Below are 17,263 nucleotides of genomic sequence, written 5' to 3' on the forward strand. Positions count from 1 at the left end.
TCGTTAATGAAAGTACTGCTTATCGAATTACTTGTTCTAAAATATGCGTCTCATTCTGCGTAATTACATTCGCTTGAGTACGCGCAGTTTCAACACATAACATTGTTAAGTAGCTGTCATCGCTCATATCTATCATCTCCTTGCATCTGTCTTGCCAAGGGTTCCAAACCACTAGACTGTCATGTCCATGTGAATTGACAACAGTGCTAGCTTCACCTGATGTAATCGTTACGCTTGGCGTCGCACTAAGGTGAATTCTGTCGGTTTCCGATGTGAAACAGTATGGTGATGGCGCAGGGCATTGCGCCCAGTTTTGCAGCTTATCTATGTAGGGGGATGTTAAATCATGTAACTCAGTGTGATGAATATCAGACACTGCAAAATAGCTGTGTAGGGCTGCGTAATAACTGCGAGAAGCTCCACTGTTAGTCGTTCGCAAACGCACCGTTAATGTTTTTGCAATGACTAACTCTAGCTCGACATGCAGGTTGGGCAATAGATTGTTCTGCGCCTCAATAAGTGGTGTAAGTGTCACCGTGGTGGCATCAACAGACTCTTGAATGTGAACGACTTGCCAGTCACAGGTACGCACGTAGCCATGAGCGGGAAGTTCACCAAACTCATCAGTAAAATCTTGTGGCGCGGCTGCAAACCATGGCCAACAAACGGGTATACCACCGCGTATAGGTTTGCGTTTATCAAATTGTGCAAGCGAGCTCATCCACAAACGCTCGCGATTGTCTGTTTTTGGCTGAAACGACAATACGTGACCACCGAACAAACTAATCACGACACTTGCTTGGTTATTTTCAATGGTAACCGTTGCTACCTGATCACGACTACCGTGGGTAACTTTTGTATAAAGCATGAGTTGATCTCGCTAACAAGACATTTATGGAAAAGCGTTGTTGGCTAGTATAGCCAGATAAAAGTAAGGGCAACAGATGTTGCCCTTGAAGAGGTTATTTGGAAATATGAGCGACTAAGTCGAGAACTTTGTTCGAATAGCCCATTTCGTTATCGTACCAAGCAACGACTTTAACAAAGGTATCCGTTAATGCGATACCCGCAGTCGCATCAAACACTGAAGTTTGTGTTTCGCCGATAAAGTCTTGCGATACCACAGCGTCTTCAGTGTAACCCAAAACACCTTTAAGCTCGCCTTCTGCTGCTGCCTTCATTGCCGCACAGATGGCTTCATAGCTGGCTGGCTTAGCAAGGTTAACGGTTAGGTCGACAACTGACACGTTGGCAGTTGGGACACGGAATGCCATACCCGTTAACTTACCATTCAACTCAGGAATCACTCGGCCAACTGCTTTGGCGGCACCCGTAGATGATGGGATAATGTTCTGAGATGCACCACGCCCGCCACGCCAATCTTTTGATGACGGACCATCCACCGTTTTCTGAGTTGCTGTAGTTGCGTGGACGGTTGTCATCAAACCATCGACAATACCAAACTCATCGTTGAGGACTTTCGCTAACGGCGCCAAACAGTTTGTGGTGCACGATGCATTAGAGACAATGATTTGGCCTGCATAATCGTTGTGATTAACACCCATTACAAACATCGGTGTCGCGTCTTTCGAAGGTGCCGACATGACAACTTTTTTCGCACCAGCATCGATGTGCTTTTGTGCAGTTTCTTCAGTTAGAAACAAACCAGTAGCTTCGACCACCACATCAGCCGCAATCTCGCCCCATGCTAAGGCGGCAGGGTCGCGCTCTGCAGTAACGCGAATAGTTTTACCATTGACAATTAAGTTGCCGTCGACAACTTCAACAGTGCCATTGAACTTTCCGTGAGTGGAGTCATACTTAAACATATAGGCAATGTAATCAACGTCAAGTAAATCGTTAATGCCAACTACTTCAATATCCGTGCGTTGTGTTGCAGCACGTAATACTAAACGGCCTATGCGGCCAAAACCGTTAATACCAACTTTAATTGTCATGACTTTGTCTCAGTATGTAATATAATTACGAAAATTATGGATCAAAAAACGCTTTTTAGCAAAGTTTTAGCCGTAATATGATGTAAAATTACGTTTTAAGGGCCGATTTATCGGCTTGCAAACGTATTCAGGTGCGGCACAAACGTTCTTACACGATAATGTTAACAATTTATTTACGTTGATAAGTTTCAACTAGTTTTTTACGGACACAAAAAATGGCAGTAAACGCGCTCGATTCTCTCGTTGAAATGCGAGGTATTGAAACCCGATACGTTGACGCTTGGGGCAAACCCGCGCAAGTTAATGAATCTACTAAGAACAAGCTTTTAGAAGTCATGGGGCATGACATTTCATCGCCTGAAAGCATTGCACACGAAATACAGCAAAAAGTTGCTGATGCGTGGTTGAAGCCGCTAGATCCAGTCCAGGTTGTGCGTAGCAATGAGCACTTGGTGATCACCGTTAAATTGCCCATTGAGTTGGTTAATGATCCACATACATTGGCGATTCAATGCGAAGACGGCAGTGAGCATCAGCTCGAGTTTGTGCCGGTTGACGCAGATTTGATCGACGCTACCAATATTAACGATATTGAATTTCAGGCTTACGCTATTCACGTAGAAGCTGAACTACCATTGGGTTATCACAATGTGCAATTGCTCGCCGACGGTGATGATGTTTTGGCGAACATGCGGCTGATAGTTGCACCACTGCGGTGTTACACCCCGGAGCCGATTGCTCAAGGCAAGAAGATCTGGGGATTAAGTGTCCAGCTGTATTGTTTACGCAGTGAGTCTAATTGGGGCATTGGTGATTTCAGTGACCTAGCCTTTTTGGTAGAGAAGTCGGCTCAACGCGGCGCAGACTTTATTGGCCTTAACCCGATCCATGCATTGTACCCGTCAAACCCCGATGCTTGCAGCCCATACGGTCCATCTTCTCGTCGCTGGCTTAATTACTTATACGTTGATGTCACTAGAATCGAAGGGTACAACGATGACTCAGTACAAGCGTTAATCAACAATACAGGCTTCCAGCAACAGTTAAATCACGTAAGACAAATCGACTATATCGATTATGAAGCGGTAGCAAGTCTAAAGTTAGCCGCGTTAAGTCGCGTGTTTGACGTTTTTAATGCTAAATATCTGACCAAGAACACAAAAGTAAATAAAGCGTTTAAATCTTTTGTGGCTGACGGTGGGGAGAGTCTTGAAGTACTGGCAACGTTTGATGCGATGACAGAGCACCTCAAATCAGAAGGTAAGGAAAGTTGGGGCTGGCCGGTATTCCCGAGCAAATATGCTGATTTTTCCTCATCTGATGTTGCAAAGTTTAAAAAGAAATATGCGAATCGCATTAAGTTCTACATGTTTTTACAATGGCAGGCCTCATTGCAATTTGATGCTGCTAGCCAAAAGGCGTCGGATCTTGGTATGACCATAGGTTTGTACCGTGATTTGGCTGTTGGTGTGAGTGAGGGGAGTGCAGAAATATGGGGCAATAAAGACCTATATTGTACAGGTGCTAGTGTTGGCGCTCCCCCCGATATTCTTGGTCCACTTGGACAGAATTGGGGCTTACCACCGATGGACCCAGAAAAGTTATATGCCCAAGCCTATCAACCGATAATTGATTTGTTCGCATCAAACATGCATGCCTCAGGGGCATTGCGTATTGACCACGCGATGGCGCTATTACGACTGTGGTGGATCAAGAAAGGCGATCACGCCAAAGAGGGCGGTTATGTATACTACCCGGTTGACGATTTACTGGCTATTTTGGCGTTGGAAAGCCAGCGCAATCAAAGTTTAGTGATTGGTGAAGACTTGGGTACAGTGCCCGAAGAAATCCGCAGCAAATTGGCTGAAAACGGAATTTATTCATACCGTGTGTTCTTTTTCGAACAGGCCGAAGATGGAGGGTTCTTCTCGCCGAGTCACTATCCGATCCAGTCTATGTCTACGCTGACTACTCATGATATGCCGACATTAATAGGTTATTGGCATTGCTATGACCTTGAATTGGGCAAAGAGGTTGGTTTATATCAAGATGAAGACGTCCTTGCGACGCTGTATAACGACAGGCACGAGAATAAACAACAGATTCTTGATACGCTACACGGTCATTTGTCGGTCGATGAGAGTGTTGGACGAGACGTCAATCATACGCCCATGACTCAGAACCTGAATTACGGGATGCAAGCGCACATGGCCAGTGGTTCAAGTGCTCTACTTAGCCTACAATTAGAAGATTGGCTACAAATGGATAAACCAGTCAATATTCCTGGTACATTTAATGAGTATCCTAATTGGAAGAGAAAACTGTCTCGATCGCTCTCTACAATCTTTGATGATCCAAATATTATGTCTTTGGCTCAACGTATAGATAATGCGCGTAAACAAGCAGGTAGTTAACAGTAAGGAATTTTAATGCAGCAAATACCACTTTTGGCACGCGCCCAATGTGCGACACCTTTTGATTGTCTTGGGCCCCAGGTTGAAGATTCCGCAGTCACTGTTAACGCCTGGTTACCCGGTGCCAAAAGTGTTGAATTGATTGATTGGACATCTCGTGCACCGATCGAGAAAATGGCTTGCATCGAGGATTCTTCGCTGTATTCAGTAACTATTCCGCAAGCGGATTTACCGCAGTTGTACGGCTTTGAAATTACGACTGCAGAAACCACCTATCAGTATCTCGACCCCTATCAGTTTCAGGCACAAGCCTATCACGCAGTACATTACATCGATCATGCTCCAGAGAACTTGTATCAACAAGCAGGTGCACAGATCCTCACTGTTACTGATGTCTCTGAACACGCGATAGAAGGCGTTCGATTTGCCGTATTTGCGCCGAACGCCTCAGCTGTTTCTCTGATAGGAGAGTTTAACTTGTGGAATGGCAGTAGCCATCCAATGCAACGCACAGAACTGGGCTATTGGGTACTATTCGTGCCTTATTTGGGCTCTGGTACGCAATACAAGTACCAAGTTAAAGATGCACATGGTAACGAATTACCGCACAAGGCCGACCCTATAGGTTTTAGCGCAGAACAGTATCCCTCACATGCATCACGTGTTTATGATCACAGTCAATATGAGTGGCAAGACTCCGCTTGGATGAATCGTGAAACCAGTGATCCCTACACTCAACCAATGAGCATTTATGAGGTTCAGCTTGGTTCGTGGAAACGTCCCGACCACGACACTGGCGAGCGTTATCTTAGCTATCGAGAATTAGCCGCTGAGTTGATACCTTACTTGGTTGAGATGAACTACACGCATATTGAATTACTACCCATTTCAGAATACCCATTTGATGGATCATGGGGCTATCAGCCAGTCGGTATGTTTGCGCCTACAAGCCGCTTCGGTCACCCTGACGAATTCAAATATTTTGTCGATCAATGCCACCAACACAACATTGGTGTGATCATCGATTGGGTGCCAGCCCATTTCCCGGAAGACGGTCATGGTTTAGCGCGCTTTGATGGTAGCTGTGTATACGAGTATGAGGATCCACGTAAGGGGTGGCATCCGGATTGGAACTCCTGTATTTACGATTTTGGCAAAGACACCGTACGTCAATTTTTAGTGGCAAACGCCTTGTATTGGCTAGACAAATTCCACGTTGATGGGTTGCGTGTAGATGCAGTTGCATCAATGCTTTATCTTGACTATTCGCGCAATGACGGCGAGTGGATCCCCAATGTCGATGGGGGTAACCACAATTACGAAGCGATTAGTTTGTTGCAGTGGATGAACCAAGAAGTCTATAAAAAATTCCCGCGCGCTATGACAATCGCTGAAGAATCGACGTCGTTCGCGAAAGTATCGCGTCCGGTATTCGACGGTGGTCTTGGGTTTGGCTTCAAGTGGAACATGGGGTGGATGCACGACTCCTTGCACTATATCGCCAAAGATCCTGCCTACCGCCGTTATCACCATGGTGAAATCACGTTCTCAATGGTCTATGCATTTAATGAGAACTTTGTTCTGCCTATTTCCCATGACGAGGTGGTGCACGGTAAGGGCTCAATGTTACAGAAAATGCCGGGGGACGAGTGGCAACAAGCCGCTAACTTGCGTTGTTATGCGGCATTTATGTTTGGCCACCCCGGTAAGAAGCTCAACTTTATGGGAAATGAATGGGGCCAAGCACTGGAATGGAATCACGATGCACAATTACAGTGGGATTTGCTGCAATATGAAAAGCACGCTGGCATTCAGGCGTTGTACAAAGACTTGAATCAGCTGTATCGGGATATTCCGGCACTCCATGTGTTTGATTGTGATCCGCAAGGGTTTGAATGGATTGATCATGAAAATGCCGATCAATCGATTGTATCTTTTGTGCGCAAAGGGCCGACAAATCAGCCTAAAGTCTATGCAGTGTGTAACTTTACACCGCTGCCGCGGGAAAATTTTCGCTTAGGGGTTAAAGACGCCGGCAGCTATAAACTATTGCTCAATACCGATGACAAAGCCTACTGGGGCAGCGAGTATCCGGTTCAAACCGCAATGACTGCAGAAAAATTGGCGTGGAATCATCAAAGTCATTCAATTATTATAAATGTTCCACCTTTGGCTACATTATTTATAATCGCTGATTAATTTTTTGTGAACTCCTATGGCGCCGCGTAAGTTTCATTTTGGCCGAGCCAAGCCGCTAGGCGCTACCGTCTGCGATTACGGCTGTAACTTTGCCGTTTATTCCCCAAACGCTAAAGCGGTTACGTTGTGTTTGTTCGATGCCGATGAACAACCCATAGCCGAGTATCCCATGCCCGGGAAAACGGGAGATGTTTGGCATATTGGCGTCGCCGAAATCAAGCCTGGTCAGTTATATGGCTACCGCGTTGATAAACCACACCGCAACGATGATAGCCACGATAAGTTGCTAATTGATCCTTACGCCAAGGCGCTGAGCCGTCCTTGTAACTGGATTGCAGAGCGTTATCTAGGTGATAGTGCAGGCATGATGCCTAAATGTGTTGTAGTGCCGGAAGAGCCAAAGCGTGTAAGGCTGCAATTATTCGATAAAGAAGCCCCTCGCGTAATATATGAAGCACACATCAAAGGGTTGACCCAGTTACATCCCGATATCCCTGAAGATGAACGCGGCACCTATGTTGGTGCAGCTAATCCGGTCGTTATTCAGCACCTACGTCAGCTGAGTATAACCACGGTGCAATTTTTGCCCTGTGCGAGTTTTATGCCTGAGCCCTACATAACAAATTTGGGACTTACCAATTATTGGGGCTATAACCCGGTTAATTTCTTTGCCGTTGAGCCACGCTATGCCAAACAAGATGCTATAGCGGAATTTAAAGCCATGGTAGACACCTACCACGAAGCCGGAATTGAAGTGATTATGGACGTTGTATTTAATCACACCGCTGAAGGTGGCGAAGGCGGTACTATGCTGAGCTTTAAGGGGTTGTGCGAAAGCCAAGCGTATTTGTTTGAATACGACAAAAACGGTGAGCGACGCTACAGCAATAACTCGGGGTGTGGGAACAGTTTTAACACTGCACATCCGGTGATGTTAACGCTGATAATGGATGCGTTGCGCTATTGGGTTGAAGTACTGGGCGTTGATGGTTTTCGCTTTGATTTAGCCGCGAGCTTGGGACGCGACCAACACGCCTTTTCGACCGATGCCGCCTTGTTCAGGGCGATTCAGCAAGATCCGGTATTGGCAGACGTGTTGCTGGTGGCTGAGCCATGGGATATTGGCATGGGGGGGTATCAAGTTGGTAGCTTCCCACACGGTTGGCGCGAGTGTAATGATAAGTTCCGCGATACAGTGCGCGCGTTTTGGCGCGGAGACAAAGGTATCACCAGCGACTTTGCAACTCGAGTAATGGGGTCGCGTGATATTTATCACAAAGGCTCAAAACCAATTTGTACCTCAGTTAATCCTGTTACCTATCACGACGGTTTTACATTGCACGATTTGGTGTGCTACAGCGAAAAACACAACGACGCTAATTTAGAGCAAAATCGCGATGGCCACTCACACAACCTTTCGGCTAATTACGGGATCGAGGGGCCAACAACCGACAGCGCAATAAACAAAATACGCGAGCGTCAGAAGCGCAACTTGTTTACTACATTGATACTCTCGCAAGGAACCCCCCATATCTTAGGTGGCGATGAACTGAGTCGCACTCAGGGCGGCAATAATAATGCGTATTGCCAAGACAATCCGATCAATTGGTATAAGTGGGAGCTAGATGATACCCAGCGTGCTTTTTTATCTTTTTGTCGAGAAGTAATCGCGCTCAGGCGCAGCAGTCGTTTATTTAGTGAGTTACAACTCGAAGACGATAGCTATTACGCGAGTGGAAACATCGCGAAAGTAAATTGGTACAAACCCAATGGTAGCTATAAAACACCGCACGATTGGCACGAAAATGAAAACCAATCGTTTGTGGTAGAACTCAAATGTTTGTCAAGCTCCTCAGCATCAACACGGCCGGAGCATTGGTTGATTTGTTTCAATGCCAGTGATCATAGAGTGAAATTTAGATTGCCATTGTTAGAGCCGCAAGGAGGCTGGACGTTGCGTTTGGACACCCGCTATCAAGATATTGGTGAGCTGCCTAAAATTTGTGTGCAACGAACATTTAAGATGGCCAGTAAATCAATTGCAATTTTCACCTACTCCTATTAGGCGAGCTTTGGTATCATGCGCCCCCATCATCCGGTGGGGAATATAAACAATGCAAGCAACAGCCAACAACTCTAGTGATTCTTTGTGTGATATTGGTTTTATCGGCCTTGGTGTAATGGGGGGAAACCTAACACTTAATTTGGCCGATAACGGATACAAAATCGCTTGTTTTGATTTAGACCAAGCAAAAATTGACGCAATCATAGCGCAAGACACTGCCGAGCGTGGCGATGCAGAACCGCGCGTTATTGCATGTCGCTCATACACTGAGCTACTGAAAAACCTCAAAGCTCCGCATTTAATCATTCTATCCGTACCTGCCGGAGAGCCAGTTGATCACGTTTGTCATCACTTAATAGATGCAGGCATTGACGCCGATGATATTGTTGTTGATACCGGTAACAGTTTATGGACGGATTCGGTCGAACGTGAGAAGAAGTATAAAGGTAAATTTATTTTCTTCTCTACTGCGGTATCAGGTGGTGAAGTAGGTGCGCGCTTTGGTCCATCTTTAATGCCGTCAGGCAACCCTTATGCGTGGACTCGATTAGAACCCGTTCTCCATGCTATTGCCGCAAAAGTAGACCCTGACACCGGTAAGCCGATCGAGTCCAATACACCGGGACATCCAGTCAAGCACGGCGAGCCCTGTGCGACATACATAGGACCTGTTGGGGCAGGGCACTACGTGAAGATGGTGCACAATGGCATCGAATATGCCGATATGCAGCTGATTTGCGAAACCTATCACGTTATGCGCTACGCGCTAGCAATGACACCTAAAGAAATCGCTGCGGTGTTTCGCGACTGGAACGAAGGTGAACTCAATAGCTATTTAATTGAAATTAGTGCTGAAGTGCTAGAGCAAACGGACACCGAGACTGATTTACCATTGGTTGATGTCATTTTGGACCGCGCCGGTCAAAAGGGTACGGGTTTATGGACTGCCGTGAGTTCACTTGAAGTCGGTAGTCCAGCGCAAACCATAACTCAAGCGGTGTTTGCGCGAAGTCTATCTAGTTTAAAAGATGAGCGCGTGGCAGCGAGTAAAGTACTTGCGGGGCCGGCGTTGAAAGAATACTCCGCTAGCGAACGCGAAGAGATTGTCACAGCGCTAAAACACGCGCTCTACTGCAGTAAAATATGTGCCTATGCCCAGGGTTTCCAATTAATGGATATCGCGGCAAAAGAACATGGATGGAAGTTAGATTTCGCCGAAATCGCGAAAATATGGCGCGCAGGCTGTATCATTAGAGCCGTTTTCCTTCAGTCGATTACTCACGCTTACGAGCAAAATGACAATCTTGCGAACTTATTAGTCGACCCATTTTTCACGCAGCAAATCGTCAGTTATCAGCAAGATTGGCGTTCAGCGATTAGCCATGCAGTATTAAGCGGCGTGCCGTGTCCAGCAATGATGTCGGCTCTTGGATATTACGACTCGTATCGCATGGAAGTTTTACCGGCTAACTTACTACAAGGCCAACGTGACTATTTTGGTGCGCATACATTTCAACGCGTTGACAAGCCCGCTGGTAAGCGCTATCACATTGAATGGAGTGAGCCTAACCGGCCGCAAGTCAGTATCAAGAAATAGTTCTGCGAGTGATAAAATCACTCGCTTACTGAGGAGTGTTCACTATGCAACATGATGATAGTTATTGGCGCGAGAAACTAACCCCAGAACAGTTTCGCGTATGCCGCGAAAAAGGAACAGAAAGACCATTTACCGGCGAATTACTTGATCAGTTTGCGCCCGGCACTTATCACTGCACCTGCTGTGGTGCGGAATTATTCACCGCGCAAGCGAAGTTTGAATCGGGGTGTGGTTGGCCTTCGTTTTCTGCACAAAGTGAGGCGAATAACGTTGAATATCAGATGGACCTCAGTCACGGGATGCGACGAATAGAGATTGTATGCCGAGCCTGTGATGCGCATCTAGGTCACGTTTTTGATGATGGTCCTGCGCCAACGGGGAAACGCTACTGCGTAAATTCAGTCTCATTAACCTTTAATGAAGCAAGTGAATGACCGGTTGTGTGCCAGCATTGGGTTATAAAACTGAAAAATAATCGAAATTTGTCAATTTTTTGATACGCAAACGTGAAAGTTACTTTCAGTCTAACTCGAAAAATTGAAGTCACCTGACTCAATTCGGTCGTAAAGTCGGCGGGCTTCTCGCTGGACCTTATCGAGGTCTAAACCGGCTTGCGTAGCAATCGCCGCGAGCTCGCTTACGTCAACGTCATTTTCTTCGTACTCGCTACCGACATAGCCCCACAAAACAGCGCGTTCAATCTCGTCTCGCTGTTGATGTAAGGTATACAGGGATATGAAAATTTCCGGGTCTACAGCATCGTCATCCGTGTATAGGCTAAGCGCTGTATACAATGCATTAATTGCATGACCAGTATCGATTTTTGCATAGTATGAAGCCAAGCCAACTTGCAGAGCCGGGGAGTTTAAACGCCCTGCTTTTTGATGGGCAAGAAACCTCCGTAAGGCGTCTTCGTGACCATGTCTAGACCATTGATAATAAGCCAAATAGGGATTGTTAGAGTCTCGGGTGGCACGTGATAAGCGCTGCAATTCGCGCTGAGCAGTGAGCGCACCTTTCATGCGCCCAGATTCTTTTTCACGCAACTTGATATGGCGTATTTGTGCAGCTTTATCGATACACGTTTTATAGCTCTCAAACATTAACAATAAATCGTATTGGGCTTTTTCTGGCATCTCATTTAAGTGATCATAGCGATGCTTGATAATGTCAGCTTTTTCAGCCCGGCACCAATAGTCAGGATTGAGGTCGTTGCAAATTTCCGGATTTTCTTCACACATTTGTGCCACGGTTCGAGGGGCAAAACCATCACAGCCGCTGAGTGTTAGCAAGGTTATTAGAACAAGTATAAATGTGGGAAAATAACGTACAGAAACCAAATTTTTCATCCGTTTTTGACTAAAAGTGAAATTTTTCAACAATTTGGCGGAAGCCCATTCTATCTTTACAATAGCCGCCGTTTTTAGGCTGATGCTTAGCGATTCAAATATCAGTGTAGCGCAAATTCTCAAAGAATTTGAAGTTGCACCTCGGATCGCAAACGCACATTACGTATAGCTATTGATTACTATCTAGGTGGGGCATGAATCAACAATTCGAACAAGAGTTACAATCCAGTTGGCAGGAACGTCAGGAATACGCGGAAAAGATGTTACCGTTAATCGGCAGTCTTTATCGTGACCACGCAGTTGAAATTTCTATCTACGGTCGTCCTTTGTTGAACGCCAGTGCTATTGATGTGATCAAAGCACACCGCACTGTGCGTTTACACGAAGGCGTAAAACTCAGATTGCGCGAGAGCTGGCCGATTGTTGAAGCTTTAAGCAAGATGCAGTTGGCGCCAGCACAGATTGATGTCGGTAAGTTAGCGTTTGACTTTCATTATGGCAAAGCAGTCGATAATAATGACCTAGACGCATACTTACGTGACGCATTGAGTGAAATTGTTGATCGCAAAGATGAGCACGAACCACAAGATGTAGTGCTATACGGCTTTGGTCGTATCGGACGCTTGTTAGCGCGTTTGATGATTGAACGTCAAGGCAAGAGTAATAAGTTGAGATTGCGCGCAATTGTAGTGCGCGGTGGTCGTGATGGCGATTTAGAAAAGCGCGCGAGCCTTTTGCGTCGCGATTCAGTTCACGGTCCATTTAACGGCAGTATTACGATTGATCATGAGCGCAAAGCAATTAAAGCGAACGGATCATACATCCAAGTTATCTATGCAAATAGCCCTGAAGAAGTCGATTACACACAATATGGCATCAACAATGCGATTGTCATTGATAACACTGGCATCTGGCGAGATCGCGATGGCCTAGGTTTGCATTTGAAGGCAAAGGGCACGTCTAAGGCAATTCTAACGGCGCCGGGTAAAGGTGATATTAAAAATATCGTCCACGGGGTTAACGATGGTGATATCGAAGCCTCAGATACCATCTTATCTGCCGCTAGTTGTACAACTAATGCCATCACACCGGTATTAAAAGCGCTAGATGAGCAGTTTGGAATTGAAAACGGTCACGTTGAGACAGTTCACTCATACACCAATGACCAAAACCTTATTGATAACTACCACAAAGGTGAGCGTCGTGGTCGCAGTGCGCCACTAAACATGGTTTTGACTGAGACAGGTGCAGCTAAAGCTGTTGCTAAGGCCTATCCTAAGTTAGCAGGTAAGCTAACCGGTAATGCTATTCGGGTTCCAACCCCAAATGTTTCAATGGCAATATTGAACCTGAACTTGAAACAAGCGACTGATAAAGTGAGCTTAAACGAGTTCTTACGCGATACGGCATTATTCTCTCCGCTGCAGCATCAAATTGATTACACCGCGTCGACGGAAATTGTATCTACCGATTTGGTGGGGGCACGGGCAGCGGCAATTGTAGACTCACAGGCAACGATCGTGGCAGATAACCGCGTGACCTTGTACGTTTGGTACGACAATGAGTTTGGCTATAGTTGTCAGGTTATGCGTTGTGTTCGCGATATGGCAGGGATTGACTTCCCAACTATCCCAGGCGAAATTCGTTAATCACACATACGTGTCAAAAAAGCCTGCGTTTTAGCGGGCTTTTTTATTTTCACAATGAAATTTTCTGCTAGGGTAGGAGGTCTGATCTAGGGCGTATAAACAAGGTGTAATTGCAGTGAAGCTAGCTGGTCAAAAATGGACCCTTTGGGTTAGAGATATCGTCATCGGTGGGATTATTATCGCCGCAGTATTGGCCTGGCAGGGGCGCGATATGTTAGAGCAAGATGGCTCAGTTTCAATAGCACATCAAGTCTTACCCTCACTACAAGGACAGCCCTCTCCATTATTAAGTGATGAAACGCCAACGTTAGTGTATTTTTTTGCGCCGTGGTGTCAGGTGTGTCATTTGAGTATTGGCAACTTGGAATATGTGAATAACGACAACATCAAGATCGTTCGAGTCGCATTAGATTATGCCAATATTCAAGATGTAGAGGCATTTGCAGCCCAACATGAAATTAACAGTCCAATCCTGCTAGGCAATAATCAAATAAAGCAACAGTTTAATGTGAGTGCCTATCCAACCTACTATTTGCTTAATACGCAAAACGAAATCATCGGCGGATCGAAAGGTTATAGCACTGCAGCAGGTTTAAAACTCCGTGAGTTCCTAATCAACTACCAGTGATCAATGACATTCAATCATTGAGTCAACAGGGGCATAACGTTTACACTATGGGTATACCAACAACAAGATTGGATCCTATGCATATTTCAGCCAATTTCGACAGTGGCAACATTCAAATCATTCAAGCCGAAACGCCAGACGACATTAAACTGGCAATTAACCGTGATAACAATTCAGAGTTTTTTCAATGGTTCCATTTCAGGCTGCAATCAACGCCGTTTGAAACCCATAATTTTACGCTTACGGGCCTAGACAAGTCGGCATATCCTGGTGGCTGGCAAGGATATTCAGTCGCAGTGAGTTACGACCGTGAAGAGTGGTTCAGAGTCGATGCTGAATTTGATGGCCAAAGCTTATCGTTCAGTTTCACTCCAGAACATGACATGGTCTATTTTGCCTATTTCGCGCCGTATAGCTATGAGCGCCATTTAGACTTGATCGCCCAAGCGCAAACCAGCTTTGATTGCCGCCATAAGTTGCTTGGTCAAACCTTAGATGGTCGTGATATGTCTCTTTTGATCATTGGCGAGCCGCGCGAAGATAGAAAGTCAGTGTGGATAACGGCGCGCCAGCACCCAGGGGAAACGATGGCTGAGTGGTGTGCTGAGGGATTGATCACGCGATTGCTTGATGATCAAGACGGTTTAGCGCGAGCGTTGCTTGATGAAGCTGTATTCTACATTGTGCCTAACATGAACCCTGATGGTTCTGTGCGCGGGCATTTACGCACCAATGCTGTTGGTGCCAACTTAAACCGCGAATGGGCGACGCCCACTGCTGAACGCAGTCCAGAGGTTTTGTATGTGCTAGAAGAAATGCGTGCGACGGGTGTAGATATGTACCTCGATCTACACGGCGATGAAGCGTTGCCGTATAATTTTGTTGCTGGCAGCGAGGGCGTGCCCAGTTATGATGAGCGCATGCAGCACCTGGAGTCCATATTTAAACAAGCGCTGCTCAATGCTACCCCTGAGTTTCAAACGCAACATGGTTATCCAGTAGACAAGCCCGGTGAAGCGGATTTAACCATAGCATCTAATGCTGTTGCTGAAGGCTTCAATTGTATGGCATTTACCTTGGAGATGCCGTTTAAAGACAACGCTGATTTACCGGATCCAGCATACGGATGGTCACCGCAGCGCAGCATGCAGCTCGGTGAAGATTTATTGGTAGCAGTGCGTGCAGTTCTAGCGGAACTGCGCTAATCTTGGCTACTTTCGGACTTACAATAATAACAAGAGGGGAATACCTTGGAAGGGTTGTATAATTTTCTCGTCGATCTCGACGGTTTACTTGGCGGGGCGTTTTGGTTCCCATATGTGCTACTCGGCGTAGGTTTATTTTTCACAATCTACCTAAAGTTTCCTCAAATTCGCTATTTTAAACATGCCTGTAAAGTCATTACTGGTAAGTTTGATAAAGACAATGACCCTGGCGATACCACCCACTTTCGTGCTTTGACCACGGCCTTATCTGGTACTGTAGGTACAGGGAATATTAGTGGTGTGGCATTTGCTATTTTCCTTGGTGGCCCAGCAGCATTATTCTGGATGTGGGCAACGGCATTCTTAGGTATGACCACCAAATTTGTGGAAGTTACCTTATCGCACAAGTACCGGGTTAAAACTGAAGACGGCACTATGGCGGGTGGTCCAATGTACTATATGGATCGCCGCTTAAACATGAAATGGCTCGCGGTAGCGTTTGCTATTGCGACAGTTATCAGCTCATTTGGTACCGGTAACTTACCGCAAAGTAATGGTATTGCGACCAGTATAGAAGCGACCTTTGGTATCGAAGCTATATACGTTGGCGCAGGTTTGGGAGTTTTACTTGCCCTAGTAATTCTTGGCGGTATCCAGCGTATTGCTGCAGTAACTGCACGCATTGTTCCGATTATGGCTGTGATTTACTTAATCGGTGCGTTTGCTGTTATCTTTGCCAATGTTGAAAACATTGGACCTGCGTTTATGTCAGTGATCGGTGATGCATTTACCGGCTCTGCAGCTGCCGGCGGTTTCTTGGGAGCTACCTTAGCTTATGCGTTCAACCGCGGTGTTAACCGGGGGTTGTTCTCAAATGAGGCTGGCCAGGGATCTGCCCCTATTGCACACGCTGCGGCCAAGACTAAAGAGCCTGTATCTGAAGGAATGGTGTCTATTTTAGAACCCTTTATCGATACCATCATCATTTGCACCATTACTGGCTTGGTGATTTTGTCGTCAGGTGTTTGGAATGAAAAACACGAAAACGTATTTGATCGGTCGGATATGTTGTTTGTTAGTGGCCAATATACCGAAGCCGATGTTGAAAGCGTTAATCAGCTTTACCTATATCTCAACGATGTCGAGGGCAGCACGGTAGAAGCCTATAATGGTCAGATTTCAGTAGTTAATGGTGTAGCGGTCTCTGGTGGTTACACGCTGATCAATTCTCGGTCTATCGCTGAAGATGTCGTTTATAAGGTTAATAACGAAGATCTATTCTCGGGCATGCTGGAAATTAAAGACGGGCGTCCAGTGCGAGAAAACTTGCAAGTTTCAGGTAAATCTCTAGTTCACTCAGCACCATTAACAGCGATTGCATTTACCCGTGGATTCTTCGGTGACTATGGACAGTATATTGTATCGGTTGGATTGCTATTGTTCGCATTCTCAACGGCTATCGCATGGTCATATTACGGTGACAGGGCAATGACCTATTTGTTAGGTCCGCGCTCGGTGATGCCATATCGAGTAATTTATGTTGCAGGCTTTGTGTGGGCTTCGTTTTCCGACACGACCTTAGTATGGGCACTGTCAGCTGTCGCAATCGTAGTAATGACCTTGCCAAACTTATTTGGCATCGTAATGCTGCGCAAAGAGATGAAAGAGACAGTAGACGATTATTGGCAGCGCAACGCCGATAAATAACCTGTTATTTTCACTTCAAGGCACCAATACTCAATTGGTGCCTTTTGCTTTTTAAGCCCGCTCTAATTCGAGCAAACTAAATAGCGTTCGAAGGCGTAAAACAACTTATTGGCGTGTTGGCTTTTTTGCATACGCCACGCAGTAGAGGAAATTTTTATGGCATTGATCAATTGTCCATCGTGTAACAAGAAAATATCAGACAAAGCGCCTACATGTTCGCACTGTGGTTTTGCTGTAGGAAATGCTTCAGAAGAAGATATTTTGCGCAAGCAAGAAATGCAGCGTTTTAACAAGCGTCAAAGTCTGCAAAACCAATCCATGCTAGCGATGCTTCTGTTTGTTGGCGGTTTTGGAATGTGGTACTGGGGCGGAAGTCAACCTACGGATCTGCAACAAAATATTGCGGTTGGTTGTTCAGTGGTTGGTTTAGTGTGGTACTTGGTTAACCGCGTTCGACTTTTTATCATGAAGCGATTTTAGTAAGAGGTTGCC

At 45.8% G+C, this 17,263-nt stretch carries 13 protein-coding genes; 10 read left to right on the plus strand and 3 right to left on the minus strand.

Features of this window, described 5'->3' with window-relative positions; all coding sequences use genetic code 11:
* Window positions 1-19: 19 nt before the first annotated feature.
* Both QTP81_RS08340 and gap read right to left on the minus strand, forming a co-directional pair.
* Complete coding sequence (locus QTP81_RS08340) at window positions 20-868, minus strand: D-hexose-6-phosphate mutarotase (protein ID WP_289364893.1); 849 nt, start codon at window positions 866-868, stop codon at window positions 20-22.
* 94 nt (window positions 869-962) lie between these two features.
* The gene (gap, locus tag QTP81_RS08345) at window positions 963-1,958 is read right to left on the minus strand and encodes a type I glyceraldehyde-3-phosphate dehydrogenase (RefSeq protein WP_289364894.1); all 996 of its coding nucleotides are present in this window, start codon (window positions 1,956-1,958) and stop codon (window positions 963-965) included.
* Window positions 1,959-2,173: 215 nt separating this feature from the next.
* On the opposite strand from gap, the gene malQ reads away from it, so the two are divergent.
* Genes malQ through msrB form a run of 5 tightly spaced genes read left to right on the plus strand, consistent with a single transcriptional unit; the run spans window position 2,174 to window position 10,667 of the window.
* Window positions 2,174-4,372 (plus strand): 4-alpha-glucanotransferase, encoded by a 2,199-nt coding sequence (malQ, locus tag QTP81_RS08350; protein WP_289364895.1) that lies wholly within the window; start codon window positions 2,174-2,176, stop codon window positions 4,370-4,372.
* 15 nt (window positions 4,373-4,387) lie between these two features.
* Window positions 4,388-6,571, plus strand: coding sequence for a 1,4-alpha-glucan branching protein GlgB (gene glgB / locus QTP81_RS08355; protein WP_289364896.1), 2,184 nt, complete (start codon window positions 4,388-4,390; stop codon window positions 6,569-6,571).
* 16 nt (window positions 6,572-6,587) lie between these two features.
* Window positions 6,588-8,636, plus strand: coding sequence for a glycogen debranching protein GlgX (gene glgX, locus QTP81_RS08360; protein ID WP_289364897.1), 2,049 nt, complete (start codon window positions 6,588-6,590; stop codon window positions 8,634-8,636).
* Window positions 8,637-8,685: 49 nt separating this feature from the next.
* Complete coding sequence (gene gnd, locus QTP81_RS08365; RefSeq protein ID WP_289364898.1) at window positions 8,686-10,233, plus strand: NADP-dependent phosphogluconate dehydrogenase; 1,548 nt, start codon at window positions 8,686-8,688, stop codon at window positions 10,231-10,233.
* 44 nt (window positions 10,234-10,277) lie between these two features.
* A complete protein-coding gene (msrB, locus tag QTP81_RS08370; protein ID WP_289364899.1) occupies window positions 10,278-10,667 on the plus strand; it encodes a peptide-methionine (R)-S-oxide reductase MsrB in 390 nt (129 codons plus the stop codon).
* A 90-nt stretch (window positions 10,668-10,757) separates the two neighbouring features.
* Here the strand turns inward: msrB and QTP81_RS08375 are convergent, their stop codons facing one another.
* Complete coding sequence (locus QTP81_RS08375; RefSeq protein WP_289364900.1) at window positions 10,758-11,582, minus strand: DUF2989 domain-containing protein; 825 nt, start codon at window positions 11,580-11,582, stop codon at window positions 10,758-10,760.
* A 194-nt stretch (window positions 11,583-11,776) separates the two neighbouring features.
* Between QTP81_RS08375 and QTP81_RS08380 the strand changes: the two genes are divergently transcribed.
* From QTP81_RS08380 to QTP81_RS08400, 5 genes are all read left to right on the plus strand, one after another.
* A complete protein-coding gene (locus QTP81_RS08380; RefSeq protein ID WP_289364901.1) occupies window positions 11,777-13,231 on the plus strand; it encodes a glyceraldehyde-3-phosphate dehydrogenase in 1,455 nt (484 codons plus the stop codon).
* Window positions 13,232-13,346: 115 nt separating this feature from the next.
* Entirely contained in the window at window positions 13,347-13,859 is a 513-nt protein-coding gene (locus QTP81_RS08385; RefSeq protein ID WP_289364902.1) for a TlpA family protein disulfide reductase, read from the plus strand.
* A gap of 77 nt (window positions 13,860-13,936) precedes the next feature.
* A complete protein-coding gene (locus QTP81_RS08390; RefSeq protein ID WP_289364903.1) occupies window positions 13,937-15,064 on the plus strand; it encodes a M14 family metallopeptidase in 1,128 nt (375 codons plus the stop codon).
* Window positions 15,065-15,109: 45 nt separating this feature from the next.
* Entirely contained in the window at window positions 15,110-16,771 is a 1,662-nt protein-coding gene (locus tag QTP81_RS08395; protein ID WP_289364904.1) for an alanine/glycine:cation symporter family protein, read from the plus strand.
* A 156-nt stretch (window positions 16,772-16,927) separates the two neighbouring features.
* Window positions 16,928-17,251, plus strand: a complete 324-nt coding sequence (locus QTP81_RS08400) for a zinc-ribbon domain-containing protein (protein WP_289364905.1) — start codon at window positions 16,928-16,930, stop codon at window positions 17,249-17,251.
* Window positions 17,252-17,263: the final 12 nt, after the last annotated feature.

The organism is Neoalteromonas arenosi (assembly GCF_030362855.1).
Lineage (GTDB): Bacteria > Pseudomonadota > Gammaproteobacteria > Enterobacterales > Alteromonadaceae > Alteromonas_E > Alteromonas_E arenosi.

What these genes read in the sequence shown, in the direction of transcription:
- QTP81_RS08340 (WP_289364893.1), bottom strand. Translation starts at nt 868, where the DNA reads ATGCTTTATACAAAAGTTACCCACGGTAGTCGTGATCAGGTAGCAACG.
- gap (WP_289364894.1), bottom strand. Translation starts at nt 1,958, where the DNA reads ATGACAATTAAAGTTGGTATTAACGGTTTTGGCCGCATAGGCCGTTTA.
- malQ (WP_289364895.1), top strand. Translation starts at nt 2,174, where the DNA reads ATGGCAGTAAACGCGCTCGATTCTCTCGTTGAAATGCGAGGTATTGAA.
- glgB (WP_289364896.1), top strand. Translation starts at nt 4,388, where the DNA reads ATGCAGCAAATACCACTTTTGGCACGCGCCCAATGTGCGACACCTTTT.
- glgX (WP_289364897.1), top strand. Translation starts at nt 6,588, where the DNA reads ATGGCGCCGCGTAAGTTTCATTTTGGCCGAGCCAAGCCGCTAGGCGCT.
- gnd (WP_289364898.1), top strand. Translation starts at nt 8,686, where the DNA reads ATGCAAGCAACAGCCAACAACTCTAGTGATTCTTTGTGTGATATTGGT.
- msrB (WP_289364899.1), top strand. Translation starts at nt 10,278, where the DNA reads ATGCAACATGATGATAGTTATTGGCGCGAGAAACTAACCCCAGAACAG.
- QTP81_RS08375 (WP_289364900.1), bottom strand. Translation starts at nt 11,582, where the DNA reads ATGAAAAATTTGGTTTCTGTACGTTATTTTCCCACATTTATACTTGTT.
- QTP81_RS08380 (WP_289364901.1), top strand. Translation starts at nt 11,777, where the DNA reads ATGAATCAACAATTCGAACAAGAGTTACAATCCAGTTGGCAGGAACGT.
- QTP81_RS08390 (WP_289364903.1), top strand. Translation starts at nt 13,937, where the DNA reads ATGCATATTTCAGCCAATTTCGACAGTGGCAACATTCAAATCATTCAA.
- QTP81_RS08400 (WP_289364905.1), top strand. Translation starts at nt 16,928, where the DNA reads ATGGCATTGATCAATTGTCCATCGTGTAACAAGAAAATATCAGACAAA.